Here is an 18434-nt window from a genome sequence, read left to right on the forward strand (position 1 = left end):
TTCCGGGATGGCCAGACACCCAGGAGACAAGCATGGCGGATTCCGAGACCCTCATTCCCCTGCATGAGGCCCTGCGCCGCAATGCGCGCAACCACCCCGGCCGCGACGCCTACATCTGGTATGGCCGCCACATCAGCTGGGCCGAGGTGGATGCGGCCAGCGACGCCTTTGCCGCGCGGCTGCAGGCGCTGGGCGTGGGCCGGGGCGAGCCCGTGGCGCTGTTCATGAACAACTGCCCGCAGTACATCGTGGCGCACTACGGCATCCAGAAGATCGGCGCCATCGTCTGCCCCTGCGGGCCGCTGAACAAGGAGCATGAGCTGCAGTACCAGCTCGATGACCTCAAGGCCCGCGTGATCGTCGCGGCCGATGTGCTGCTGCCCGTGGTGGACAAGGTGCGCGCCAGCACGGCGCTCAGGCATGTGCTGGCCGTGCGCTATGGCGACTGGCTTCCTGAATCGGCCACGCTGGCGCTGCCGCCCGAACTGCAGGCCCCCGTGCAGCCGCTGCCCGAGGGCGTGGAATCGTTCTGGGATGTCATGCACAGCGGCGCCAAGCCCGTGCCCGTCGATGTCGCCATGGACGATGTCTCGCTGATGACCTATACCTCGGGCACCACGGGCCTGCCCAAGGGCGCCATGCTCAGCTACGGCAACGCGGCCAGCAAGACGGCCGGCGCCTCCAGCGCCACGGGCGTGAACGCCGGGGACATGCTGCTGGCCGTGGCGCCGCTCTATCACATTGCCGGCATGTCCATGGGCGTGAACATGCCCGTGCACAGCGGCGCCACCTGCGTGCTGCTGCACCGCTTCGACCCGCTGGCCGTGGCCCAGGCCCTGGAGCGCTACCGCGTGACCTGGTGGTACAGCATCGCGCCCATGAACGTGGCCGTGATGCAGCTGCCGGGCGTGGAGGCCATGGACTTTTCCGCGCTGCGCCGCAACACCGTGACCAGCTTCGGCATCGCCTACACCGAGGAGCTGGCGCGGCAGTGGAAGCGCTTCACCCCGAACTGCATCTCCAGCGAGGCGGCCTATGGCCTGAGCGAGACCCACACCATGGACACCTCCATGCCGGGCGACGCCATCCGCTGGGGCACGCACGGCAAGCCGCTGCCGGGCAACGAGGTGCGCATCATCGACCCCGAGACCGGCGAGCCGCTGCCGGCCGGCGAAGTGGGCGAGATCACCATCCGCGGCCCCGGCAACTTCAAGGGCTACTGGAACAAGCCCGAGGCCACGGCCAGGACCCTGAAGAACGGCTGGGTCCACACGGGCGACATGGGCCGCATCGACGCCGATGGCTACCTGACCTTTATCGGCCGCTTCAAGGAAATGATCAAGGTCTCGGGCTACAGCGTCTTCCCCGAGGAGGTGGAGGCCATCCTCATCAAGCATCCGGCCGTGGCCCAGGCCGCCGTGATCGGCGTGCCCGACCCGCAAAAGGGCGAGGTCGTGCGCGCCTTCATCGTCACGCGGCCGGGCCAGCAGATCGCGGCCGAGGACCTGGTGCAGTGGTCGCGCGAGAACATGGCCAGCTACAAGGCGCCGCGCGAGGTGCGTTTCATCGAGGCGCTGCCTGCCACCGGAGCGGGCAAGGTGCTGCGCAGGATGTTGAAAGACACCCCCTGAGTCGCTTCGCGCCTTCCCCCTCTCTACCCGCTTCGCGGGGGAGGGGGACGACACCTTCGGTGCGGGGCGGCCCTTCCTCGGTGCCCCTTGCATTTGAGGGCGCCAGTTGCAAACGCTGTTGACCATTGATACCGGACCTTTTACCCATGTTCCAGAAGATCCTGATTGCCAACCGCGGCGAGATCGCGCTGCGTATCGTGCGCGCGCTGCGCGAGCTGGGTGTGCCGAGCCTGGCGGTCTTTGCTGCAGACGATGCGCAGGCGCCCCATGTATCCGCTGCCGATGCAGCCGTGTCCCTGGATGCCAGCGGCCCCTCGGCCTACCTGGACGGCGCCCACCTGCTGCGCATTGCGCGCGAGCACGGCTGCGACGGCATCCATCCGGGCTACGGCTTTCTCAGCGAGAACGCGGGCTTTGCGCAGGCCTGCGCCGATGCGGGCCTGCGCTTCATCGGCCCCGCGCCGGAGCACCTGGCGCTGCTGGGCGACAAGGCCCGCGCACGCGATCTGGCGCGCCGCTGCGGCGTGCCGCTGATGCCCGGCAGCAGCGAGGCTGTCACGCTGGAACAGGCCCAGGCCTTCTTCGAGGCGCAGCAGGCCGGGGGCGCCAGCGGCATCATGGTCAAGGCCATCGGCGGCGGCGGCGGGCGCGGCATGCGTGCCGTGGCGCGCGCCGAGGACCTGCCTGCCGCCTATGAGCGCTGCCGCAGCGAGGCGCGAGCCGCCTTCGGCGTGGACGGCGTCTATGTGGAGCGGCTGATGACGGGCGCGCGCCATATCGAGGTGCAGATCCTGGGCGACGGCGGCGCAGGCCCCATCGCGCTGGGCGAGCGCGAATGCACGCTGCAGCGGCGCTTCCAGAAGCTGGTGGAGATCGCGCCCAGCCCCAGCCTGGCGCAGCCGCTGCGCGAGCGCATCACGCGCGACGCGCTGCGCATGGCCGCCGAGATCGGCTACGAGAGCCTGGGCACCTTCGAATTCCTGGTCGATGCCGCCTCCGACTCCCTGCCCTATGTCTTCATCGAGGCCAACCCGCGCCTGCAGGTCGAGCACACCATCACCGAGGAGGTCTTCGGCATCGACCTGGTGCAGGCCCAGATCCGCGTGGCGGCCGGCGATCACCTTGGAGAGCTGGGCCTGGATGCCAGGACGCCGCCCGCGCCGCGCGGCTATGCCATGCAATGGCGCATCAATGCCGAGACGCTGGATGCCGCAGGCCAGTCGCGCCCCGGTAGCGGGCGCATAGGCGCACTGCAGTGGCCGGCCGGCCCCGGCATCCGCATCGACACGCATGCGGTGGCGGGCGCCAGCCCCTCGCCGCACTACGACACGCTGCTGGCCAAGCTCATCGTGCACAGCAGCGGGCCGCGCTTTGAAGACGTGCTTCGCCGCGCACGTCGCGCACTGGACGAATGCTGCATCGACGGGCTGGCCACCAACCTGCCGCTGCTGCAGGCGCTGGCCCGGCGGCCCGAGATGGCATCGCAGGCCGTGCACACACGCTGGCTTGAAGAGGCCCTTCCCGAGTTGGTGGCGGACGCCCAGGTGTTGGCCGAAGGCGCGCGCCGCACGGCTGTGGGCGCCGAGGTTCCGGCGGCGGCCGAGGCTGCTGGCGCGCCCGTCCCCGAAGGCGCCATCACGGCCCCCATGCCCGCGCGCATCGTGCAGTGGAGCGTGGCCGTGGGCGATGCCGTGGCTGCAGGCGCCGAGCTGGGCGTGCTCGAAGCCATGAAGATGGAGCATGTGCTGCTGGCGCCGCAGGCCGGCACCATCACCCAACTGCTGGCCGAGGCCGGTGCCTATGTGGCCCAGGACCAGCCCCTGCTGGTGCTGGCCGCCGCCGAAGGCGTGCAGGCCGGCGCACGCGCGCAGCAGTCCGCACAGGACCCGGACCACATCCGCGCCGACCTGCGCCGCGTCATCGACCGCCATGCCTTCACGCGCGATGCTGCCCGGCCCGAGGCCATGGCCAAACGCCATGCCCAGGGCAGCCGCAGCGCGCGCGAGAACATCGCCGACCTCTGCGACGCAGGCAGCTTCATCGAATACGGTGCGCTGGCCATTGCCGCGCAGACGCGCCGGCGCAGCATGGACGACCTGATCGCCAACACGCCGGCCGACGGCATGGTCACGGGCATGGGCTCCATCAACGGCGCGCAGTTCGGCCAGGAGCGGTCGCGCGCCGTCGTCATGTCCTATGACGCCACCGTGCTGGCAGGCACCCAGGGCGCGCGCAACCATGCCAAGACCGACCGCATGCTGGGCATTGCGCTGGCCCAGAAGCTGCCCGTGGTGCTGTTCGCCGAAGGCGGCGGCGGGCGGCCCGGTGATACCGACACGCCCGTGGTCGCGGGCCTGCATGTGCACACCTTTGCGGCCTATGCGGCGCTGTCGGGCCAGGTGCCCGTGATCGGCATCACCCATGGCCGCTGCTTCGCGGGCAACGCGGCCCTGCTGGGCTGCAGCGACGTGATCATCGCCACGCGCGCCAGCTGCATCGGCATGGGCGGGCCGGCCATGATCGAGGGCGGCGGGCTGGGCGTCTTCCGGCCCGAGCAGATCGGTCCCAGCAGCGTGCAGCATGCCAATGGCGTGATCGACGTGCTGGTCGAGGACGAGGCCGAAGCCGTGGCCGCCGCGCGCCACTACCTGTCCTTCTTTCAGGGCCGCACCACGGAGTGGACCGCGCCCGACACGCGCGCCCTGCGGCATGTGGTGCCCGAGAACCGGCTGCGTGCCTATGACACCCGTGCGGCCATGGCGCATCTGGTGGACGAAGGCAGCCTGCTGATGCTGCGCACGGGCTTTGGCGCAGGCATCCACACGGCGCTGGCGCGCCTCGAAGGCCGGCCCGTGGGGCTGATGGCCAACAACCCGTCCCACCTGGGCGGCGCCATCGACGCCGATGCGGCCGACAAGGCCGCGCGCTTCATGCAGCTGTGCAATGCCCATGGCCTGCCCATCGTGAGCCTGGTGGACACGCCCGGCTTCATGGTCGGCCCCGAGATCGAGAAGACGGCCCAGGTGCGCCATGTCAGCCGCCTGTTCGTCACGGCGGCCAAGCTGCGCGTGCCGTATTTCAGCGTGGTGCTGCGCAAGGGCTACGGCCTGGGGGCCATGGGCATGACGGCCGGCAGCTTCCATGCGCCGGTGTTCAACGTGGCCTGGCCCACGGGCGAGTTCGGTGCCATGGGTCTGGAAGGCGCCGTGCGCCTGGGCTTTCGCAAGGAACTGCAGGCCCTGCCCGAGGGCGCCGAACGCAACGCCCTGTTCGACCGGCTGCTGGCCCAGCAGTACGCCCACGGCGAGGCCATGCACATGGCCGGCACGCTGGAGATCGACGCCGTCATCGACCCCGCCGACACGCGCGCCTGGCTGTCGCGCGGCCTGGCAGGGGCGCGCGTTGCGCCTGCCCAAGCCGGCTTCGTGGACACCTGGTAGGCCCTGAAAACGCCACGGACGGCATGCTAAGCTGGCCGCCTTTCCGACGAACATGATGGCGGGCCTGCAGTGCAGGCCCCGCTGCCTCTGGAGACTCCCCATGCCCGGACTTCTGCCCGATATCGATCCCGACGGCCTGCTCGAATTCTCGGTGGTCTACACCGACCGCGCGCTCAACCACATGTCCAAGCGCTTCGCGGGCGTGATGCAGGACATCCTCACCACGCTGCAGGAGGTCTACCACGCCCACACGGCCGTGCTGGTGCCGGGCAGCGGCACCTTCGGCATGGAGGCCGTGGCGCGCCAGTTCGCCAACCGCGAAAAGGTGCTCATCGTGCGCAACGGCTGGTTCAGCTACCGCTGGACCCAGATCTTCGAGGAAGGCGGCCTGGGCGGCGGCGCCGTGGTCTGCAAGGCGCGCCGCCAGGGACCGGGCAGCCAGGACCCCTGGGCGCCCTGCGCGGCCGAGGACGTGGCCGCCGCCATCCGCACTGAAAAACCCAAGGTCGTGTTCGCCCCCCATGTGGAGACGGCCAGCGGCATCCTGCTGAGCGACAGCTACCTGCGCACCCTGGCCGATGCCGCGCACGAGGTGGGCGCGCTCTTCGTGCTGGACTGCGTGGCCTCGGGCGCCATGTGGGTGGACATGGAAAAGACCGGCGTGGACGTGCTGATCAGCGCGCCGCAAAAGGGCTGGAGCAGCTCGCCGTGCTGCGCCATGGTCATGCTCTCGCAGCGCGCGCGCGAAGCCATCGAGCACACGCAAAGCTCCAGCTTCTCCTGCGACCTCAAGAAGTGGATGCAGATCGCCGAGGGCTACGAAAAAGGCCAGCACGCCTACCACACCACCATGCCCACCGACGCCCTGGTCCGCCTGCGCGACGTGATGCTGGAGACGCGTGCCTACGGCTTCGCCAAGGTGCGCGACGAGCAGATCGCCCTGGGCGCCAAGGTGCGTGCCCTGCTGGAATCGCGCGGCTTTCCCAGCGTGGCGGCCGAAGGCTGGAAGGCCCCCGGCGTGGTCGTCAGCTACACCACCGACCCCGGCATCCAGAGCGGCAAGAAGTTCATGGAAGCCGGCCTGCAGACCGCCTCGGGCGTGCCCCTGCAGTGCGAGGAAGGCCCGGACTTCAAGACCTTCCGCATCGGCCTGTTCGGCCTGGAAAAATGGCACAACGTGGACCGCACCGTCGGCCACATCGCCAAGGCCCTTGACGACATCGGTGTCCCCGCCAAGGCGTGAACCCGCTGCAAACATTGCATTGAAAGAACCCTGATGAAAAAGACCCTCACCACCCTGGCCGCCTCCTGCGGCCTGATGCTCGCCGCATTCACCGGCGTGACGGCCCATGCGGCCGAGCCCGTCACCACGGCCAGCGGCCTGGTCTATGAAAGCCTCAAGGAAGGCACGGGCGCCAGCCCCAAGGCCAGCGACACGGTGCGCGTGCACTACCGCGGCTACTTCCCCGACACGGGCAAGGACTTCGACAGCTCCATCACGCGTGGCCAGCCCATCGAGTTCCCCTTGACCGGCGTGATTCCCTGCTGGACCGAAGGCGTGCAGAAGATGAAGGTCGGCGGCAAGGCCAAGCTGACCTGCCCGCCCTCCATCGCCTACGGCAGCCGTGGCGCGGGCAGCGTGATCCCGCCCAACGCCACGCTGAACTTCGAGGTGGAACTGCTGGGCATCAAGTGATGGCCGGCCCGCTGGCCGGGCCAGCCCCCGCTTGATGCAAAGCCGGCCTGCGGGCCGGCTTTTTTACGGTCGTTGAAAGGGATATGCCGTGGATTCACGCAAACCGCTGGACGCGCGCGCCGCCGCGCTGATGCTCATGCTGTGCCTGATCTGGAGCCTGCAGCAGATCCTGCTCAAGGCCACGGCCGACGCCATTGCGCCCACGCTGCAGATCGCGCTGCGCTCGGGCGTGGGCGCCGTGCTGGTGTGGCTGTTCATGCGCTGGCGCGGCATGCGCGTGCAGTGGGGCGACGGCAGCTGGCGCCCGGGCCTGGCCGTGGGCACGCTGTTTGCGCTGGAATTCCTGCTGGTGGGCGAGAGCATCAACCACACCTCGGCCGCCCATGTGGTGGTCTTCCTGTATTCCGCCCCCGTGTTCGCGGCGCTGGGCCTGCACTGGAAGCTGCCCTCGGAGCGCCTGGCGCCGCTGCAATGGCTGGGCATCGCACTGGCCTTTGCCGGCATAGCGCTGGCCTTCCTGGGCGGCGGCAAGCCTTCGAAGGCAGCAGGCGCCGCCATGCTGCTGGGCGACCTGCTGGCGCTGGCCGCCGGCGTGGCCTGGGGCGCCACCACGGTGGCCATCCGCACCACGCGGCTGGCATCGCTGCCCGCCGCGCAGACCCTGCTCTACCAGCTGGCCACGGGCTTTGCGCTGCTGCTGCCCGCCGCCTTCCTGCTGGGCCAGACCCGCTTCGAGCCCACGCCGCTGGCCTGGGCCGGCCTGGCCTTCCAGTCCGTGCTGGTCTGCTTCGTGAGCTTCCTGGTCTGGTTCTGGCTGCTCACGCAATACCTGGCCTCGCGCCTGGGCGTGTTCTCTTTCATGACGCCCATCTTCGGCGTGGTCTTCGGGGCCTGGCTGCTCAGCGAGCCCATCGAGCCCAACTTCCTGGCCGGGGCACTGATGGTGCTGGCCGGGGTGCTGCTGGTGAGCGGGTATGGGTGGCTGAAGTCGCTCAGGCGTCCTGCCTGACCAGTCCCAGCCGCCGCGCCAGCCGCTGTAGGTTGGCGCGGTCCATCTGCAGTTCGCGTGCGGCGGCGGCCCAGCTGCCGTGGTGGCGCTGCAGGCTGGCGTCGATCAGATGGCGCTCGTAGCTCTCCACGGCTTCGCGCAGGCCTTGGGAGCTGGCGCCGGGCGATGCGACCTGTGGGAGGGGCAGGGACGGGCTGGCCGTCGCCGGGGGCTGAGCGTCATCCCAGAGATCGGCCTGGCCCAGCGTGACCATGCGAGCCCGGCCACCGGCTGGAGCGGCGGAGGGCGCACGGCTCAGCGCCCGCAGCACGCCGCGGCTGATGAGGTGCTCCAGTTCCCGGACATTGCCGGGCCAGTCCTGGGCCAGCAAGGCCGATTGCGCAGCGGGGTGCAGGCGCAGTCCGCCCAGGCCCAGGCGCGAACGGTTTTCCTCGAGGAAGAAGCCGGCCAGCATCAGCACGTCGCTGTCGCGCTCGCGCAGCGCGGGCACGCGCAGCGGGTAGACGCTCAGGCGGTGGAAGAAATCGGCGCGCATGCGGCCTGCCGCCACCTCGGCGGCCAGGTCGCGGTTGGTGGCGGCGATCACGCGCACGTCCACATGGTGCTCGCGGTCCGAGCCCAGGCGCTGCAGCTGGCCGCTTTGCAGCACGCGCAGCAGCTTGGCCTGCACGGGCAGGGACAGCTCGCCCACCTCGTCCAGGAACAGCGTGCCCTGGTCGGCCTGCTCGAACTTGCCGCTGCGCTCGGACAGCGCACCCGTGAAGGCGCCGCGCACATGGCCGAACAGCTCGCTTTCGACCAGGTTGTCGGGCAGGGCTGCGCAGTTGATGCTGACCAGCGCCCGGCCTGCACGCGCCGACTGCGCATGCACGGCCTGGGCCACCAGTTCCTTGCCCGTGCCGGTCTCGCCCGTGATCAGCACGTTGAGGTCGCTGGCCGCGACCAGGGCGATGTCCTTTTGCAGCGCGCGCATGGCCGGGCTCTGGCCGATCAGCGGACGCGATGACTCGCCCCCGGGGCGGCGCCGGGCGCGGGCAGGGCGCGCGCACTGCGCGCCAACCGGCGCAGCCGCTCGGCCGTGGTCACGGTGGCCGCCGCCAGGTTGCTGAAGGCCTGCAGCGCCGCCAGCGCGGCCGGGTCGGCAAAGCGCCCCGGGTCCAGCGCGTCCAGCGTGAGAAGGCCCCAGGGCAGGCCGCCCGTCTGCAGCACGCAGCCCATGCAGTCGTGCACCTCCAGCGGCCCGTGGCCCTGGGCCACCAGGCCGTCATAGGGATCGGGCAGCGGGCTGTCGGGCGCAAAGCGCATGGCCTGGCCCGCCGCCAGCAGCTGGGCGAAGCGCGGGTGCTCGGCAATGCGAAAGCGCCGGCCCAGCGCATCGGGCACCAGGCCATCGATGGCCACGGGCCGCAGCCACTCGCCCTCCAGCCGCAGCAGGGCGGCGGCATCGGCCGGCAGCACGGCGCGCAGGGCTGCCAGCAGGCGGCGAAAGCGCTCGCGCTCGGGCAGGTCCTGGGCCAGGTCGGCCACCAGAGGGGTCAGGGCATGCAGGGCGGTGGATGTGGTCATAAAGACTGCGATCGCTGTCAAAAAGACTCGTTTTGACGAAGGTCATATTGACGCATGAAACGCCAAACCCTTGTTCTGCAAGGGCTGCAGTCCTGGCACGGCACTTGCCTTTGTCAAGGCATGCCCGGCATCGCACCGGGCATGCCCGTCCCCGTACCCAAGGAGTTTCTTGTGCTGACCGACCGCCAACGTGCCATCGTCCAATCCACCGTCCCGCTGCTTGAAACCGGCGGCGAGGCTTTGATCACCCACTTCTACCAGACCATGCTGGGCGAGTACCCCGAGGTGCGCGCCCTGTTCAACATGGCCCACCAGCAAAGCGGTGCCCAGCCGCGTGCCCTGGCCTATAGCGTGCTCATGTACGCCAGGCACATCGACCGGCTCGAAGCCCTGGGCGATCTGCCCGCGCAGATCATCAACAAGCATGTGGCTCTGCAGGTGCAGCCCGAGCACTACCCCATCGTCGGCACCTGCCTGCTGCGCGCCATCCGCGAAGTGCTGGGCGCCGAGATCGCCACCGACGAGGTCATCAATGCCTGGGGCGCCGCCTACCAGCAGCTGGCCGACATCCTGATCGGCGCCGAACGCCAGGCCTATGACCGCACGGCGGCGGCCGAGGGCGGCTGGCGCGGCGAGCGTGCCTTCGTGGTCGAGGACAAGGTGGCGGAAAGCGCCGAGATCACCTCGTTCTACCTGGTGCCGGCCGATGGCGGCCCCGTCATCGCCCACCAGCCCGGCCAGTACATCGGCCTGCGCCTGGTGGTGGACGGCCAGGAGCAGCGGCGCAACTACTCGCTGTCCGCGCCCGCCGATGGCCGCAGCCTGCGCATCAGCGTCAAGCGCGAGGCAGGCGGCAAGGTCTCCAGCTTCCTGCACGACCGGGTCCACGTCGGCGACACGCTGCAGCTGTTCCCGCCCGCAGGCCACTTCACGCTGCAGCCCGGCGAGCGTCCGCTGGTGCTGATCAGCGGCGGCGTGGGCATCACGCCGACCCTGCCCATGCTGGATGCGGCCTTGCCCAGCAAGCGTCCCGTGGTCTTCATCCACTGCGCGCGTGAGCGCGGTGTTCACGCCTTCCGTGAACGTGTGGATGCGCTGGCCGCGGAGCATCCGCAGCTCAGCCGGTACTACTGCTATGACCGGGTGGAGGAGGGCGATAAGGCCGATGCGCAGGGACTGCTGACCGCCCGGCAGTTGGGTGAGTGGCTGCCTTCAGTGGATGCCGATGTGTATTTCCTGGGGCCCCGGCCGTTCATGCGGTCGGTGAAGGAATCATTGCGGGTGTTGGGGGTGCCGGAAGGGCAGGTCCGCTATGAATTCTTTGGGCCGGCGGAGGCGTTGGCCTGATTTGCCGTCGATCCGCTCGGGTCCCCTGGCCTGAGTGGTGGAGCAGGGGCCGGGCCTTGGCCCGCCGTGCATCGGGCGATCAGCCCTGCACGGCCCACATGCCCTGGTTGTCCGACACCCACTCCCCAAACGCCTGTGCGGGCAAGGGCTTGCTGCACAGATAGCCCTGGAAGAAGTCGCACCCCTTGCCGCGCAGGAATGCCAGTTGCTCGGCCGTCTCCACGCCCTCGGCCAGAACCTTGAGCCCCATGGCATGCCCCAGCGCGATCACCGATCCGCTGATGGCCATGTCGTCCGCGCTGTGCGGGATATCGCGGATGAAGCCCTGGTCGATCTTGAGCAGGTCCAGCGGAAAGCGCTTGAGGTGGGCCAGCGAGGAATAGCCGGTGCCGAAGTCGTCGATGGCCAGCCGCAGGCCCTGGGCGCGCAGGCGGCGCATGACGGCCAGGGCCTCCTCGGGGCGCTCGGCCAGGGCGCTTTCGGTGATTTCCAGCTCCAGGCAGTGCGGGGCGAAGCCCGTGGCGGCCAGCGCGTCGGCGGTGGCGCCGGCGATGTCGGTCAGCAGGAACTGGTGCAGCGAGACGTTGACCGCGATGGTCATCTCGGGCAGGCCCTGATCGCGCCAGCGCTGGCCCTGGGCGCAGGCCTCGCGCAGCACCCACAGGCCCAACGCGCCGATGACGCCCGAGCTTTCGGCCACGGGAATGAAGCGTGCCGGGGAGATGAGGCCCTCGTCCGGGTCCAGCCAGCGCACCAGGGCCTCGGCGCCCACCAGGCGGCCCGTGGCCAGGTCGATCTGGGGCTGGAAGTACAGGCGCAGGTGGCCCAGGTCTATGGCCTGCCGCAGCCGTGCCTCCATGGCCAGGCGCTCGCGCGCGGCCGAGGTCATGTCTTCCTCGAAGAAGCACCAGGCACGGCCGCTGCGCGACTTGGCGCCGTAGACGGCGGCATGCGCGCCCTGCAGCAGGTCCTGGGCATTGCCGGCGTGGGAGGGATACATGCAGATGCCCACGCTGACGCCGGCCATGACGGACAGGCCGTCCGGCGAGCTCCAGGGCTGGCCGGCCGCCGCGATCAGTTGCCGTGCACGGGCGATGGCGTCGCCGCGCTCGCTCATGCCCTTGCACAGCACGGCCAGTTCGTCACCGGCCATGCGACCTATGAGGTCCTGGGGTCCCAGGGAGTCGTGCACGCGGGCGGCGATGTGGCGCAGCACCTGGTCGCCAATGGCGTGGCCGTAGCTGTCGTTGACGTCCTTGAAGCGATCGATGTTCAGCAGCATCACGGCCAGCGTGCCCTGCTCGGCGGCCGCCTCGGCCACGGCGTCTTCCAGCAGCGCTGTGAAGCGCACGCTGTTGGGCAGGCCGGTGAGCATGTCGCGGTGGGCCAGGAATTCGAGCTGGGCCTCGCGCGCCTTCTCGGCCGAGATGTCGGTGAACATGCACACGTAGTGCGTGACCTTGCCCTGTGCGTCCTTGACGGCGCTGAGCGACATGCGCTCGGGGAAGACCTCGCCGTTCTTGCGGCGGTTCCAGATCTCGCCCTGCCAGTGGCCCGTGGCCTGCATGCTGTCCCACATGGCCTCGTAGAAGGCCTTGTCATGGCGGCCGGACTTGAACATGCGCGGGGTCTTGCCCAGCATTTCCTGCTCGGTATAGCCCAGCAGCCGCGTGAAGGCGCTGTTGACCGAGAGGATGCGGCTGCGCGCGTCGGTGACGACCACGCCCTCCATGGTGTTGTCCACCACGGCGGTGGCCAGGCGCTGGCGTTCGTCGGCCTCCCGCCCGGCGGCCATCGCGGCATGGGCAGTGCGCTCTCCACGGCGCATGCGCCACAGCAGCCAGCCGCCGCCCACGGCCGTGACCAGCACCAGGGTCACCGAGGACAGCATGCGCCGCTGCGCCGCCGCCTCGGGCGGAATCTGCAGGTGCGCCAGCAGCCATTCCACGCCCCAGAGCCACAGCAGACCTGCGCACACGTACAGGGTCATTGCGCCCCAGAGCGGTATTCGGGGCTGCTCTCCCTGATCTTGCATGTGGTTCCTCAGAACGTTCCCAGAACGTGTGACTTGCGCAGGGTCGTGTCCATGCTGCGACAATTGCGCCGCTATGACCCAAGCCTATATTCTTACCCTTTCGTGCCCCGACCGGCTCGGTCTGGTACATGCCGTCTCGGGCTTTCTGCTCGAGCAAGGCGGCAACATCGAAGAGGCCGCGCAGTATAACGACCCGGCCACCGGACTGTTCTTCATGCGCGTGCAATTTGCCTGCAACGGCTGCGATCCCGCGGCTCTGAGGGCGGCCCTGGCCGACCTGGGCGGCCAGTACCAGATGAAGTGGCGCCTGCACACCAAGGCCGAAGCCATGAAGACCGTGCTCATGGTCAGCAAGGAAGGCCACTGCCTCAACGACCTGCTGTTTCGCTGGAAGAGCGGCCTGCTGCCGGTGGACATCCGCGCCATCATCAGCAACCACCGCGAGTTCTACCAGCTGGCGGCCAGCTACAACATCCCCTTCCACCACATCCCCGTCACGGCTGCCACCAAGGCCCAGGCCGAGGCAAAGCAGTTCGAGATCATCGAGGCCGAAGGCGCCGAGCTCGTGGTGCTGGCGCGCTACATGCAGGTGCTGTCCAACGACCTGTGCACCAAGCTGGCAGGCCGCGCGATCAACATCCACCACAGCTTCCTGCCCAGCTTCAAGGGCGCCAAGCCCTACTACCAGGCCCATGACCGCGGCGTGAAGCTGATCGGCGCCACGGCCCACTATGTGACGGCCGACCTGGACGAAGGTCCGATCATCGAGCAGGACGTGGCCCGCGCCGACCACACCGACACCGTGGAGGACCTCACGGCCCGCGGCCGCGACACCGAGAGCCAGGTGCTGGCCCGCGCCGTCAAGTGGCACAGCGAGCACCGCGTCATCCTCAACGGCCACAAGACCGTGGTCTTCCGCTGAAGCCGGTTCCCGGCCGCCCATGGCGAACGTGACCCTTGCCGCCGGCAGCGGCTTTGCCCCGCCCGGCAGCGGCGCCCGCCGCATTCCGCCCATACAGTGCCTGCTCACTTTCGAGGCGCTGGCGCGGCTGCGCAGCGTGACGCAGACGGCCGAGGAGCTGTGCGTCACGCCCAGCGCCGTCAGCCACCGCGTGCGCCAGCTCGAGCAGATCCTGGGCACGCGGCTGTTCGGCCGCTCGGACTTTTCGCTCACCACCGAAGGCAGCGCCTACCTGTCCCACGTGCGCGAGGGCCTGGGCGCGCTGCAGCGCTTTCCGGGCGAGGTGACGGCACCGGGCCGCCGCAGGCTCAAGCTTGCGGTCACGCCCACCTTTGCGCGCGTGATCCTGATCCCGCGCCTGCGCCAGTTCACGGAAACCTATCCCGAGATCGACATCGCCCTGCAGGTCTCCATCCCGCTGCTGGACGTGGTGGCCGAGGATGCCGACCTGATGGTGCGCTTCGGCCCCGGCCACTATGCCGATGTGGAGCACATCGAGCTGGCGCGCGACGTGGTCACGCCGCTCGCCTCGCCGGCCTTCATCCGCGAGCACGGCCCCTTCGAGCAGCCCCAGGACCTGGAAGGCATGCCCCTGCTGCGCAGCCCGCTGGAGCCCTGGCGCACCTGGTTCGGCGCCACCGGCCTGGACTGGCCCGAGCCGCACGAGGGCTCGCAGTTCAACGACATCGGCCTGATGTGCGACGCGGCCTCGGCCGGCATGGGCATCGCCCTGGTGCGCCACAAGCTGGGCGCGCCCTGGCTGGACAACGGCACCCTGGTGCGCCTGTTCGACGTGGACACGGCCAGCCCCCATGCCCACTACCTGTGCTGGCGTACCGGCACCATGGACCGCTGGGAATGCGCGGCCTTTGCTGAATGGTTGAAGAGGGCGATGGCCTGCTGAGGCGCCCATAACTGATTTCACGGATTTCACGCGCCGTTGCAATAAACATCAGCGCAGCCCCGCTGCACAAAGACGGCGGCATCGCCTAAAGTCAGGCTCCATGACTCCCGCCAGCTCCCCAGCCAGCCCCGCTCCCGGCGCCATGGCGTCGGCCGCCGCCGATGCGGCCCACCAGCAGCCCACAGTCTCCGAGCGCGCACGGCGCCAGGCCGAGGTCGTGGCCGCGCTGGCCCGCCATGTGCCCGCCCACGCCCTGCTGTGGAATGCCGAGGACACCACGCCCTATGAATGCGACGGCCTCACGGCCTACCGCCAGCGCCCGCTGGTGGTCTGCCTGCCCGAGACCGAGGCCCAGGTCCAGGCCGTGCTGCGAGCCTGCCACGCCATCCAGGTGCCCGTGATCGCACGCGGCGCGGGCACCGGGCTGTCGGGCGGTGCCTTGCCCCATCCCATGGGCGTGACGCTGTCGCTGGCCAAGTTCAACAAGATCCTCCAGGTCGATGCGGCCAGCCGCACGGCCGTGGTGCAGTGCGGCGTGCGCAACCTGGCCATCAGCGAGGCCGCCGCGCCCTTCGGCCTGTACTACGCGCCCGATCCCAGCAGCCAGATCGCCTGCACCATCGGCGGCAACGTGGCCGAGAATTCGGGCGGCGTGCACTGCCTCAAGTACGGGCTGACGGTGCACAACGTGCTCAAGGTGCGCGGCTTCACCGTGGAGGGCGAGCCGGTGGAGTTCGGCTCCACGGCACTGGACACGCCGGGCTTCGACCTGCTGGCCATCCTGGTCGGCAGCGAGGGCATGCTGGCCGTGACCACCGAAGTCACCGTGCGCCTGATCCCCAAGCCCCAGCTGGCGCGCTGCATCATGGCCAGCTTCGACGACGTGCGCAAGGCCGGCGACGCCGTGGCCGCCGTGATCGCGGCCGGCATCATCCCGGCCGGGCTGGAGATGATGGACAAGCCCATGACGGCCGCCGTCGAGGACTTCGTCAAGGCCGGCTACGACCTCACGGCCGAGGCCATCCTGCTGTGCGAGAGCGACGGCACGCCCGAGGAAGTCGAGGAAGAGATCGCCCACATGAGCGAGGTGCTGCGCGGCGCCGGGGCCACGGCCATCACGGTGAGCGAAAGCGAGGCCGAGCGCCTGCGCTTCTGGAGCGGGCGCAAGAACGCCTTTCCTGCCAGCGGGCGCATCAGCCCCGACTACATGTGCATGGACTCCACCATCCCGCGCAAGCGCCTGGCCGACATCCTGCTGGCCATCCAGGAGATGGAAAAGAAATACGGCCTGCGCTGCGCCAACGTCTTCCACGCGGGCGACGGCAACCTGCACCCGCTGATCCTGTTCGATGCCAACGACCCCGACGAGCTGCACCGCTGCGAGCTGTTCGGCGCCGACATCCTGGAGACCAGCGTGGCCATGGGCGGCACGGTCACGGGCGAGCATGGCGTGGGTGTGGAAAAGCTCAACTCCATGTGCACCCAGTTCACCACGGCCGAGAACGACCAGATGTTCGCGCTCAAGGCCGCCTTCGACCCGCAGGCCCTGCTCAACCCCGGCAAGGTGATTCCCACGCTCAACCGCTGCGCCGAGTACGGAAAGATGCTGGTGCGCGGCGGCCAGATCTCACACCCGGACCTGCCGAGATTCTGAGGCGACGTGCAACGGGCGCGGTGCAACCGGCTCCGTGCAAAGAGCACTGTGCAACGAGAGGCATGCAACCCGCTGGTCACGGCTGCTGCAGGCAGCGCAGCCACAGCCCATCGAGCGCGCGGGCCAGCGCAGCTTCCTGCCGGGGCACGGCCAGGTCCTCCGCGAGGTCTTCGATCATGGCCTCCAGTGGTACGGCATGGGACAGGGTGCGCAAGCCGCATTCCATCGCCAAGGCGGTGTCCAGGTAGACCACGCGCGCACCGGCCACGCCCCAGCGCGTGAGTTCGCGCACACGGCCGACCTGGTTCAGCCGCAGGCGCATCGCCTCCAGCCGCTCGGCCAGGGATCTGCGGATGCGCTCCCCTGTCTCGGGTCGGTCCTCCTCCAGTCTGCGCAGTGCCGCCTCCTGCTGCTCTAGCGTGCGCTCCAGTGCCCGCAGAGCCGCCTCGCGCCCCAGCCGTGCCTCGTCGTAGCGTGGCAGGGCTGCGCGCATGCGCTCCAGCGTCTGCTTGCGTTCGCATGCGTAGACCGGCTCGGCGGGGCGCCCGGAACGCACGCACGCGTCGGCGGCCAGCACCAGCCGCTGCGGAGCTGCTTCGGCGCCCAGCCCTTGCGGACGGAAGCTGCGGCAGTCTGTCATTTCCTCCAGCATGCGCAGGTCTTCCAGGTGCAGGCGCATGCGTTCCGCGTCCTGCTGCGCCTCAAGCCGATGGCGGCCCAGCATCTCCTGGCGCTGGCGCTCCAGCATCAGCAATTCGCGCCAGCCGCCACGCAGCCGGGCCTCGAACCGCGCCTGCTCGCCATCGGCCGCTTGCTGCAGCTGCTCGGCATCCTGGCGCAGACGCAGCTGCAGGTATCCATGCGTGCCTGATCTCTCGCAGGTGTACTCGACGATGCGCCCGCCGCTTCCATCGCCCACGCTGCGCCATGCACTGCGCGCGCATGCGTTCCTCTCCTGGAGCATCTGGCCTATCGAGACCCCCGATGCACCGCCCCAGGACGCGGCCTGGACCGCCAGGACATCACCGTCGTCACCGCCGCAACCGCCCAGCACCAGTACAAGGCTCGAGGGCAGCAGCCACACTCGTTGCCAACGCATTTGCTCCCCCGTGCATGTGATTTCCAGATCGATGGTTGATATTAACTATCAATCAAAAAGAGATGTGATTTTTATCAATACTCACATCTCAATCAGACCAATCCCATAGCGTTCGCGCATGCAGGATGCAAAGCAGCGGTTTGCTCAAAAATTACGTGATTCAATGCAGGCCCAGGGCTATGAAGCCAGGCCTGCCGTGCTGGAGCACGAGTTCAATTCCCGTTTCTGGGGCAAGCCCATGTCCCAGCACGGCGTGCGCCTTTGGCTGGTCGGCAAGACCATGCCCAACGCCAAGAAACTCGCTGCGCTGGCCGACTGGCTGCAGGTGCCGCTGGAGGAGTTCCTGCGCTCGCCGCAGCAGGTTCGCGAGGTGCGCGAGCCCAAGAGCACCTGGTCCGCAGGCCTGGGCTATGAGGACAACGAGCTGTTCAAGATCTACCTGCGCCTTCCCGTGCCCAAGCGCCGGCTGGCGCGCGACGTGATCCTGGCCATTGCGCGCGCCCATGATGCCGAGGAAGCGGAACGCGCCGCAGGCTCGTAGCCAGGCGGCGCGTCGGGTTTGCATTGATCCGGCACCTGCGGGGCACGGGCCCCGCCTGCGCATCAGCCACCCATGGCACGCTGGCGTGCATCGCGCTGGGCGGGCGTTTCGTTGATCAGTTCATTGATCACTTCCTGGCGTGTCTTGCCCGCGCCGGTCTGCGGTGCGGGAGCCGGATAGACGCTGGCATTGAAGCGCGAGGTGCCGCCCTGGCGCACGGCTGCCTCGGCGTCGGCAATCACCTGGGCGCGTGTCTTGCTGCTCTTGAAATGCTCGGGGTGGACGACGGCGCCCGCCTCGTTGTTGGCCGGGTGGATGTATCCGGCCGCCGATGCCATGCCGGGCAGCAGCAGCGCTGCCGATGCGGCCAGGCCGGCGATGAGGGTGGCGGGGGTGAAGCGGCGTTGCGACATGATGTGATTCCTTTCAGGCACGTTGGTAATTCGTTCTCCCCACGCCCCGCGATGCGGAACGCCGAGGAGAGGACTCCAATGTAGAAATCACGTGCCCACACCAGCCCCACAGGATGGTGACATTGCTGTCATACAACC

13 protein-coding genes and 1 pseudogene are annotated in these 18434 nt (G+C 69.1%); 10 read left to right on the forward strand and 4 right to left on the reverse strand.

Annotated elements, in window-relative coordinates:
• Window positions 1-32: 32 nt before the first annotated feature.
• The 5 genes from BO996_RS05505 to BO996_RS05525 all read left to right on the forward strand — a co-directional run bounded on the left by BO996_RS05505 (window position 33) and on the right by BO996_RS05525 (window position 7776).
• On the forward strand, window positions 33-1631 hold the full coding sequence (locus tag BO996_RS05505) for an AMP-binding protein (protein ID WP_071954212.1): 1599 nt from the start codon (window positions 33-35) through the stop codon (window positions 1629-1631).
• 146 nt (window positions 1632-1777) lie between these two features.
• Window positions 1778-5071, forward strand: coding sequence for a carboxyl transferase domain-containing protein (locus BO996_RS05510; RefSeq protein ID WP_071954213.1), 3294 nt, complete (start codon window positions 1778-1780; stop codon window positions 5069-5071).
• 100 nt (window positions 5072-5171) lie between these two features.
• Complete coding sequence (locus tag BO996_RS05515; RefSeq protein WP_071954214.1) at window positions 5172-6314, forward strand: pyridoxal-phosphate-dependent aminotransferase family protein; 1143 nt, start codon at window positions 5172-5174, stop codon at window positions 6312-6314.
• 33 nt (window positions 6315-6347) lie between these two features.
• On the forward strand, window positions 6348-6767 hold the full coding sequence (locus tag BO996_RS05520) for an FKBP-type peptidyl-prolyl cis-trans isomerase (protein ID WP_071954215.1): 420 nt from the start codon (window positions 6348-6350) through the stop codon (window positions 6765-6767).
• 88 nt (window positions 6768-6855) lie between these two features.
• Entirely contained in the window at window positions 6856-7776 is a 921-nt protein-coding gene (locus BO996_RS05525; RefSeq protein ID WP_034389992.1) for a DMT family transporter, read from the forward strand.
• On the opposite strand, the pseudogene norR reads toward BO996_RS05525, so the two are convergent.
• Window positions 7760-9342 (reverse strand): annotated as a pseudogene (norR, locus tag BO996_RS05530) (nitric oxide reductase transcriptional regulator NorR). The gene BO996_RS05525 and the pseudogene norR sit on opposite strands and share 17 nt — an antisense overlap.
• A 120-nt stretch (window positions 9343-9462) precedes the next feature.
• On the opposite strand from norR, the gene hmpA reads away from it, so the two are divergent.
• Window positions 9463-10689: an NO-inducible flavohemoprotein gene (gene hmpA / locus BO996_RS05535; protein ID WP_071954216.1), complete on the forward strand. Its 1227-nt coding sequence runs from the start codon at window positions 9463-9465 to the stop codon at window positions 10687-10689.
• Window positions 10690-10768: 79 nt separating this feature from the next.
• Here the strand turns inward: hmpA and BO996_RS05540 are convergent, their stop codons facing one another.
• Window positions 10769-12724, reverse strand: coding sequence for a putative bifunctional diguanylate cyclase/phosphodiesterase (locus BO996_RS05540; protein ID WP_180318231.1), 1956 nt, complete (start codon window positions 12722-12724; stop codon window positions 10769-10771).
• A gap of 73 nt (window positions 12725-12797) precedes the next feature.
• Here BO996_RS05540 and purU point away from each other — a divergent pair, with 73 nt between their 5' ends.
• The 3 genes from purU to BO996_RS05555 all read left to right on the forward strand — a co-directional run bounded on the left by purU (window position 12798) and on the right by BO996_RS05555 (window position 16243).
• The gene (gene purU / locus BO996_RS05545; RefSeq protein WP_013804418.1) at window positions 12798-13646 is read left to right on the forward strand and encodes a formyltetrahydrofolate deformylase; all 849 of its coding nucleotides are present in this window, start codon (window positions 12798-12800) and stop codon (window positions 13644-13646) included.
• A 19-nt stretch (window positions 13647-13665) separates the two neighbouring features.
• Window positions 13666-14589 (forward strand): LysR substrate-binding domain-containing protein, encoded by a 924-nt coding sequence (locus BO996_RS05550; protein ID WP_012203013.1) that lies wholly within the window; start codon window positions 13666-13668, stop codon window positions 14587-14589.
• 142 nt (window positions 14590-14731) lie between these two features.
• Complete coding sequence (locus BO996_RS05555; RefSeq protein WP_013804417.1) at window positions 14732-16243, forward strand: FAD-linked oxidase C-terminal domain-containing protein; 1512 nt, start codon at window positions 14732-14734, stop codon at window positions 16241-16243.
• A 76-nt stretch (window positions 16244-16319) separates the two neighbouring features.
• Here the strand turns inward: BO996_RS05555 and BO996_RS05560 are convergent, their stop codons facing one another.
• On the reverse strand, window positions 16320-17342 hold the full coding sequence (locus BO996_RS05560) for a hypothetical protein (protein WP_071954217.1): 1023 nt from the start codon (window positions 17340-17342) through the stop codon (window positions 16320-16322).
• 118 nt (window positions 17343-17460) lie between these two features.
• Here BO996_RS05560 and BO996_RS05565 point away from each other — a divergent pair, with 118 nt between their 5' ends.
• On the forward strand, window positions 17461-17883 hold the full coding sequence (locus BO996_RS05565) for a hypothetical protein (RefSeq protein WP_063327414.1): 423 nt from the start codon (window positions 17461-17463) through the stop codon (window positions 17881-17883).
• A gap of 62 nt (window positions 17884-17945) precedes the next feature.
• Here BO996_RS05565 and BO996_RS05570 read toward each other — a convergent pair whose 3' ends face one another.
• Window positions 17946-18296 carry a DUF4148 domain-containing protein gene (locus BO996_RS05570; protein WP_012203017.1) on the reverse strand — a complete coding sequence of 117 codons (351 nt, stop codon included), beginning with the start codon at window positions 18294-18296 and terminating at the stop codon, window positions 17946-17948.
• Window positions 18297-18434 lie beyond the last annotated feature (138 nt).

Origin of the sequence: Delftia sp. HK171, assembly GCF_001886655.1 — a bacterium.
Classification (GTDB): domain Bacteria; phylum Pseudomonadota; class Gammaproteobacteria; order Burkholderiales; family Burkholderiaceae_C; genus Comamonas; species Comamonas acidovorans.

What these genes read in the sequence shown, in the direction of transcription:
- BO996_RS05510 (WP_071954213.1), top strand. Translation starts at nt 1,778, where the DNA reads ATGTTCCAGAAGATCCTGATTGCCAACCGCGGCGAGATCGCGCTGCGT.
- BO996_RS05520 (WP_071954215.1), top strand. Translation starts at nt 6,348, where the DNA reads ATGAAAAAGACCCTCACCACCCTGGCCGCCTCCTGCGGCCTGATGCTC.
- BO996_RS05555 (WP_013804417.1), top strand. Translation starts at nt 14,732, where the DNA reads ATGGCGTCGGCCGCCGCCGATGCGGCCCACCAGCAGCCCACAGTCTCC.
- BO996_RS05570 (WP_012203017.1), bottom strand. Translation starts at nt 18,296, where the DNA reads ATGTCGCAACGCCGCTTCACCCCCGCCACCCTCATCGCCGGCCTGGCC.
- BO996_RS05550 (WP_012203013.1), top strand. Translation starts at nt 13,666, where the DNA reads ATGGCGAACGTGACCCTTGCCGCCGGCAGCGGCTTTGCCCCGCCCGGC.
- BO996_RS05560 (WP_071954217.1), bottom strand. Translation starts at nt 17,342, where the DNA reads ATGCGTTGGCAACGAGTGTGGCTGCTGCCCTCGAGCCTTGTACTGGTG.
- BO996_RS05540 (WP_180318231.1), bottom strand. Translation starts at nt 12,724, where the DNA reads ATGCAAGATCAGGGAGAGCAGCCCCGAATACCGCTCTGGGGCGCAATG.
- BO996_RS05515 (WP_071954214.1), top strand. Translation starts at nt 5,172, where the DNA reads ATGCCCGGACTTCTGCCCGATATCGATCCCGACGGCCTGCTCGAATTC.
- purU (WP_013804418.1), top strand. Translation starts at nt 12,798, where the DNA reads ATGACCCAAGCCTATATTCTTACCCTTTCGTGCCCCGACCGGCTCGGT.
- BO996_RS05505 (WP_071954212.1), top strand. Translation starts at nt 33, where the DNA reads ATGGCGGATTCCGAGACCCTCATTCCCCTGCATGAGGCCCTGCGCCGC.
- hmpA (WP_071954216.1), top strand. Translation starts at nt 9,463, where the DNA reads ATGCCCGGCATCGCACCGGGCATGCCCGTCCCCGTACCCAAGGAGTTT.
- BO996_RS05565 (WP_063327414.1), top strand. Translation starts at nt 17,461, where the DNA reads ATGCAGGATGCAAAGCAGCGGTTTGCTCAAAAATTACGTGATTCAATG.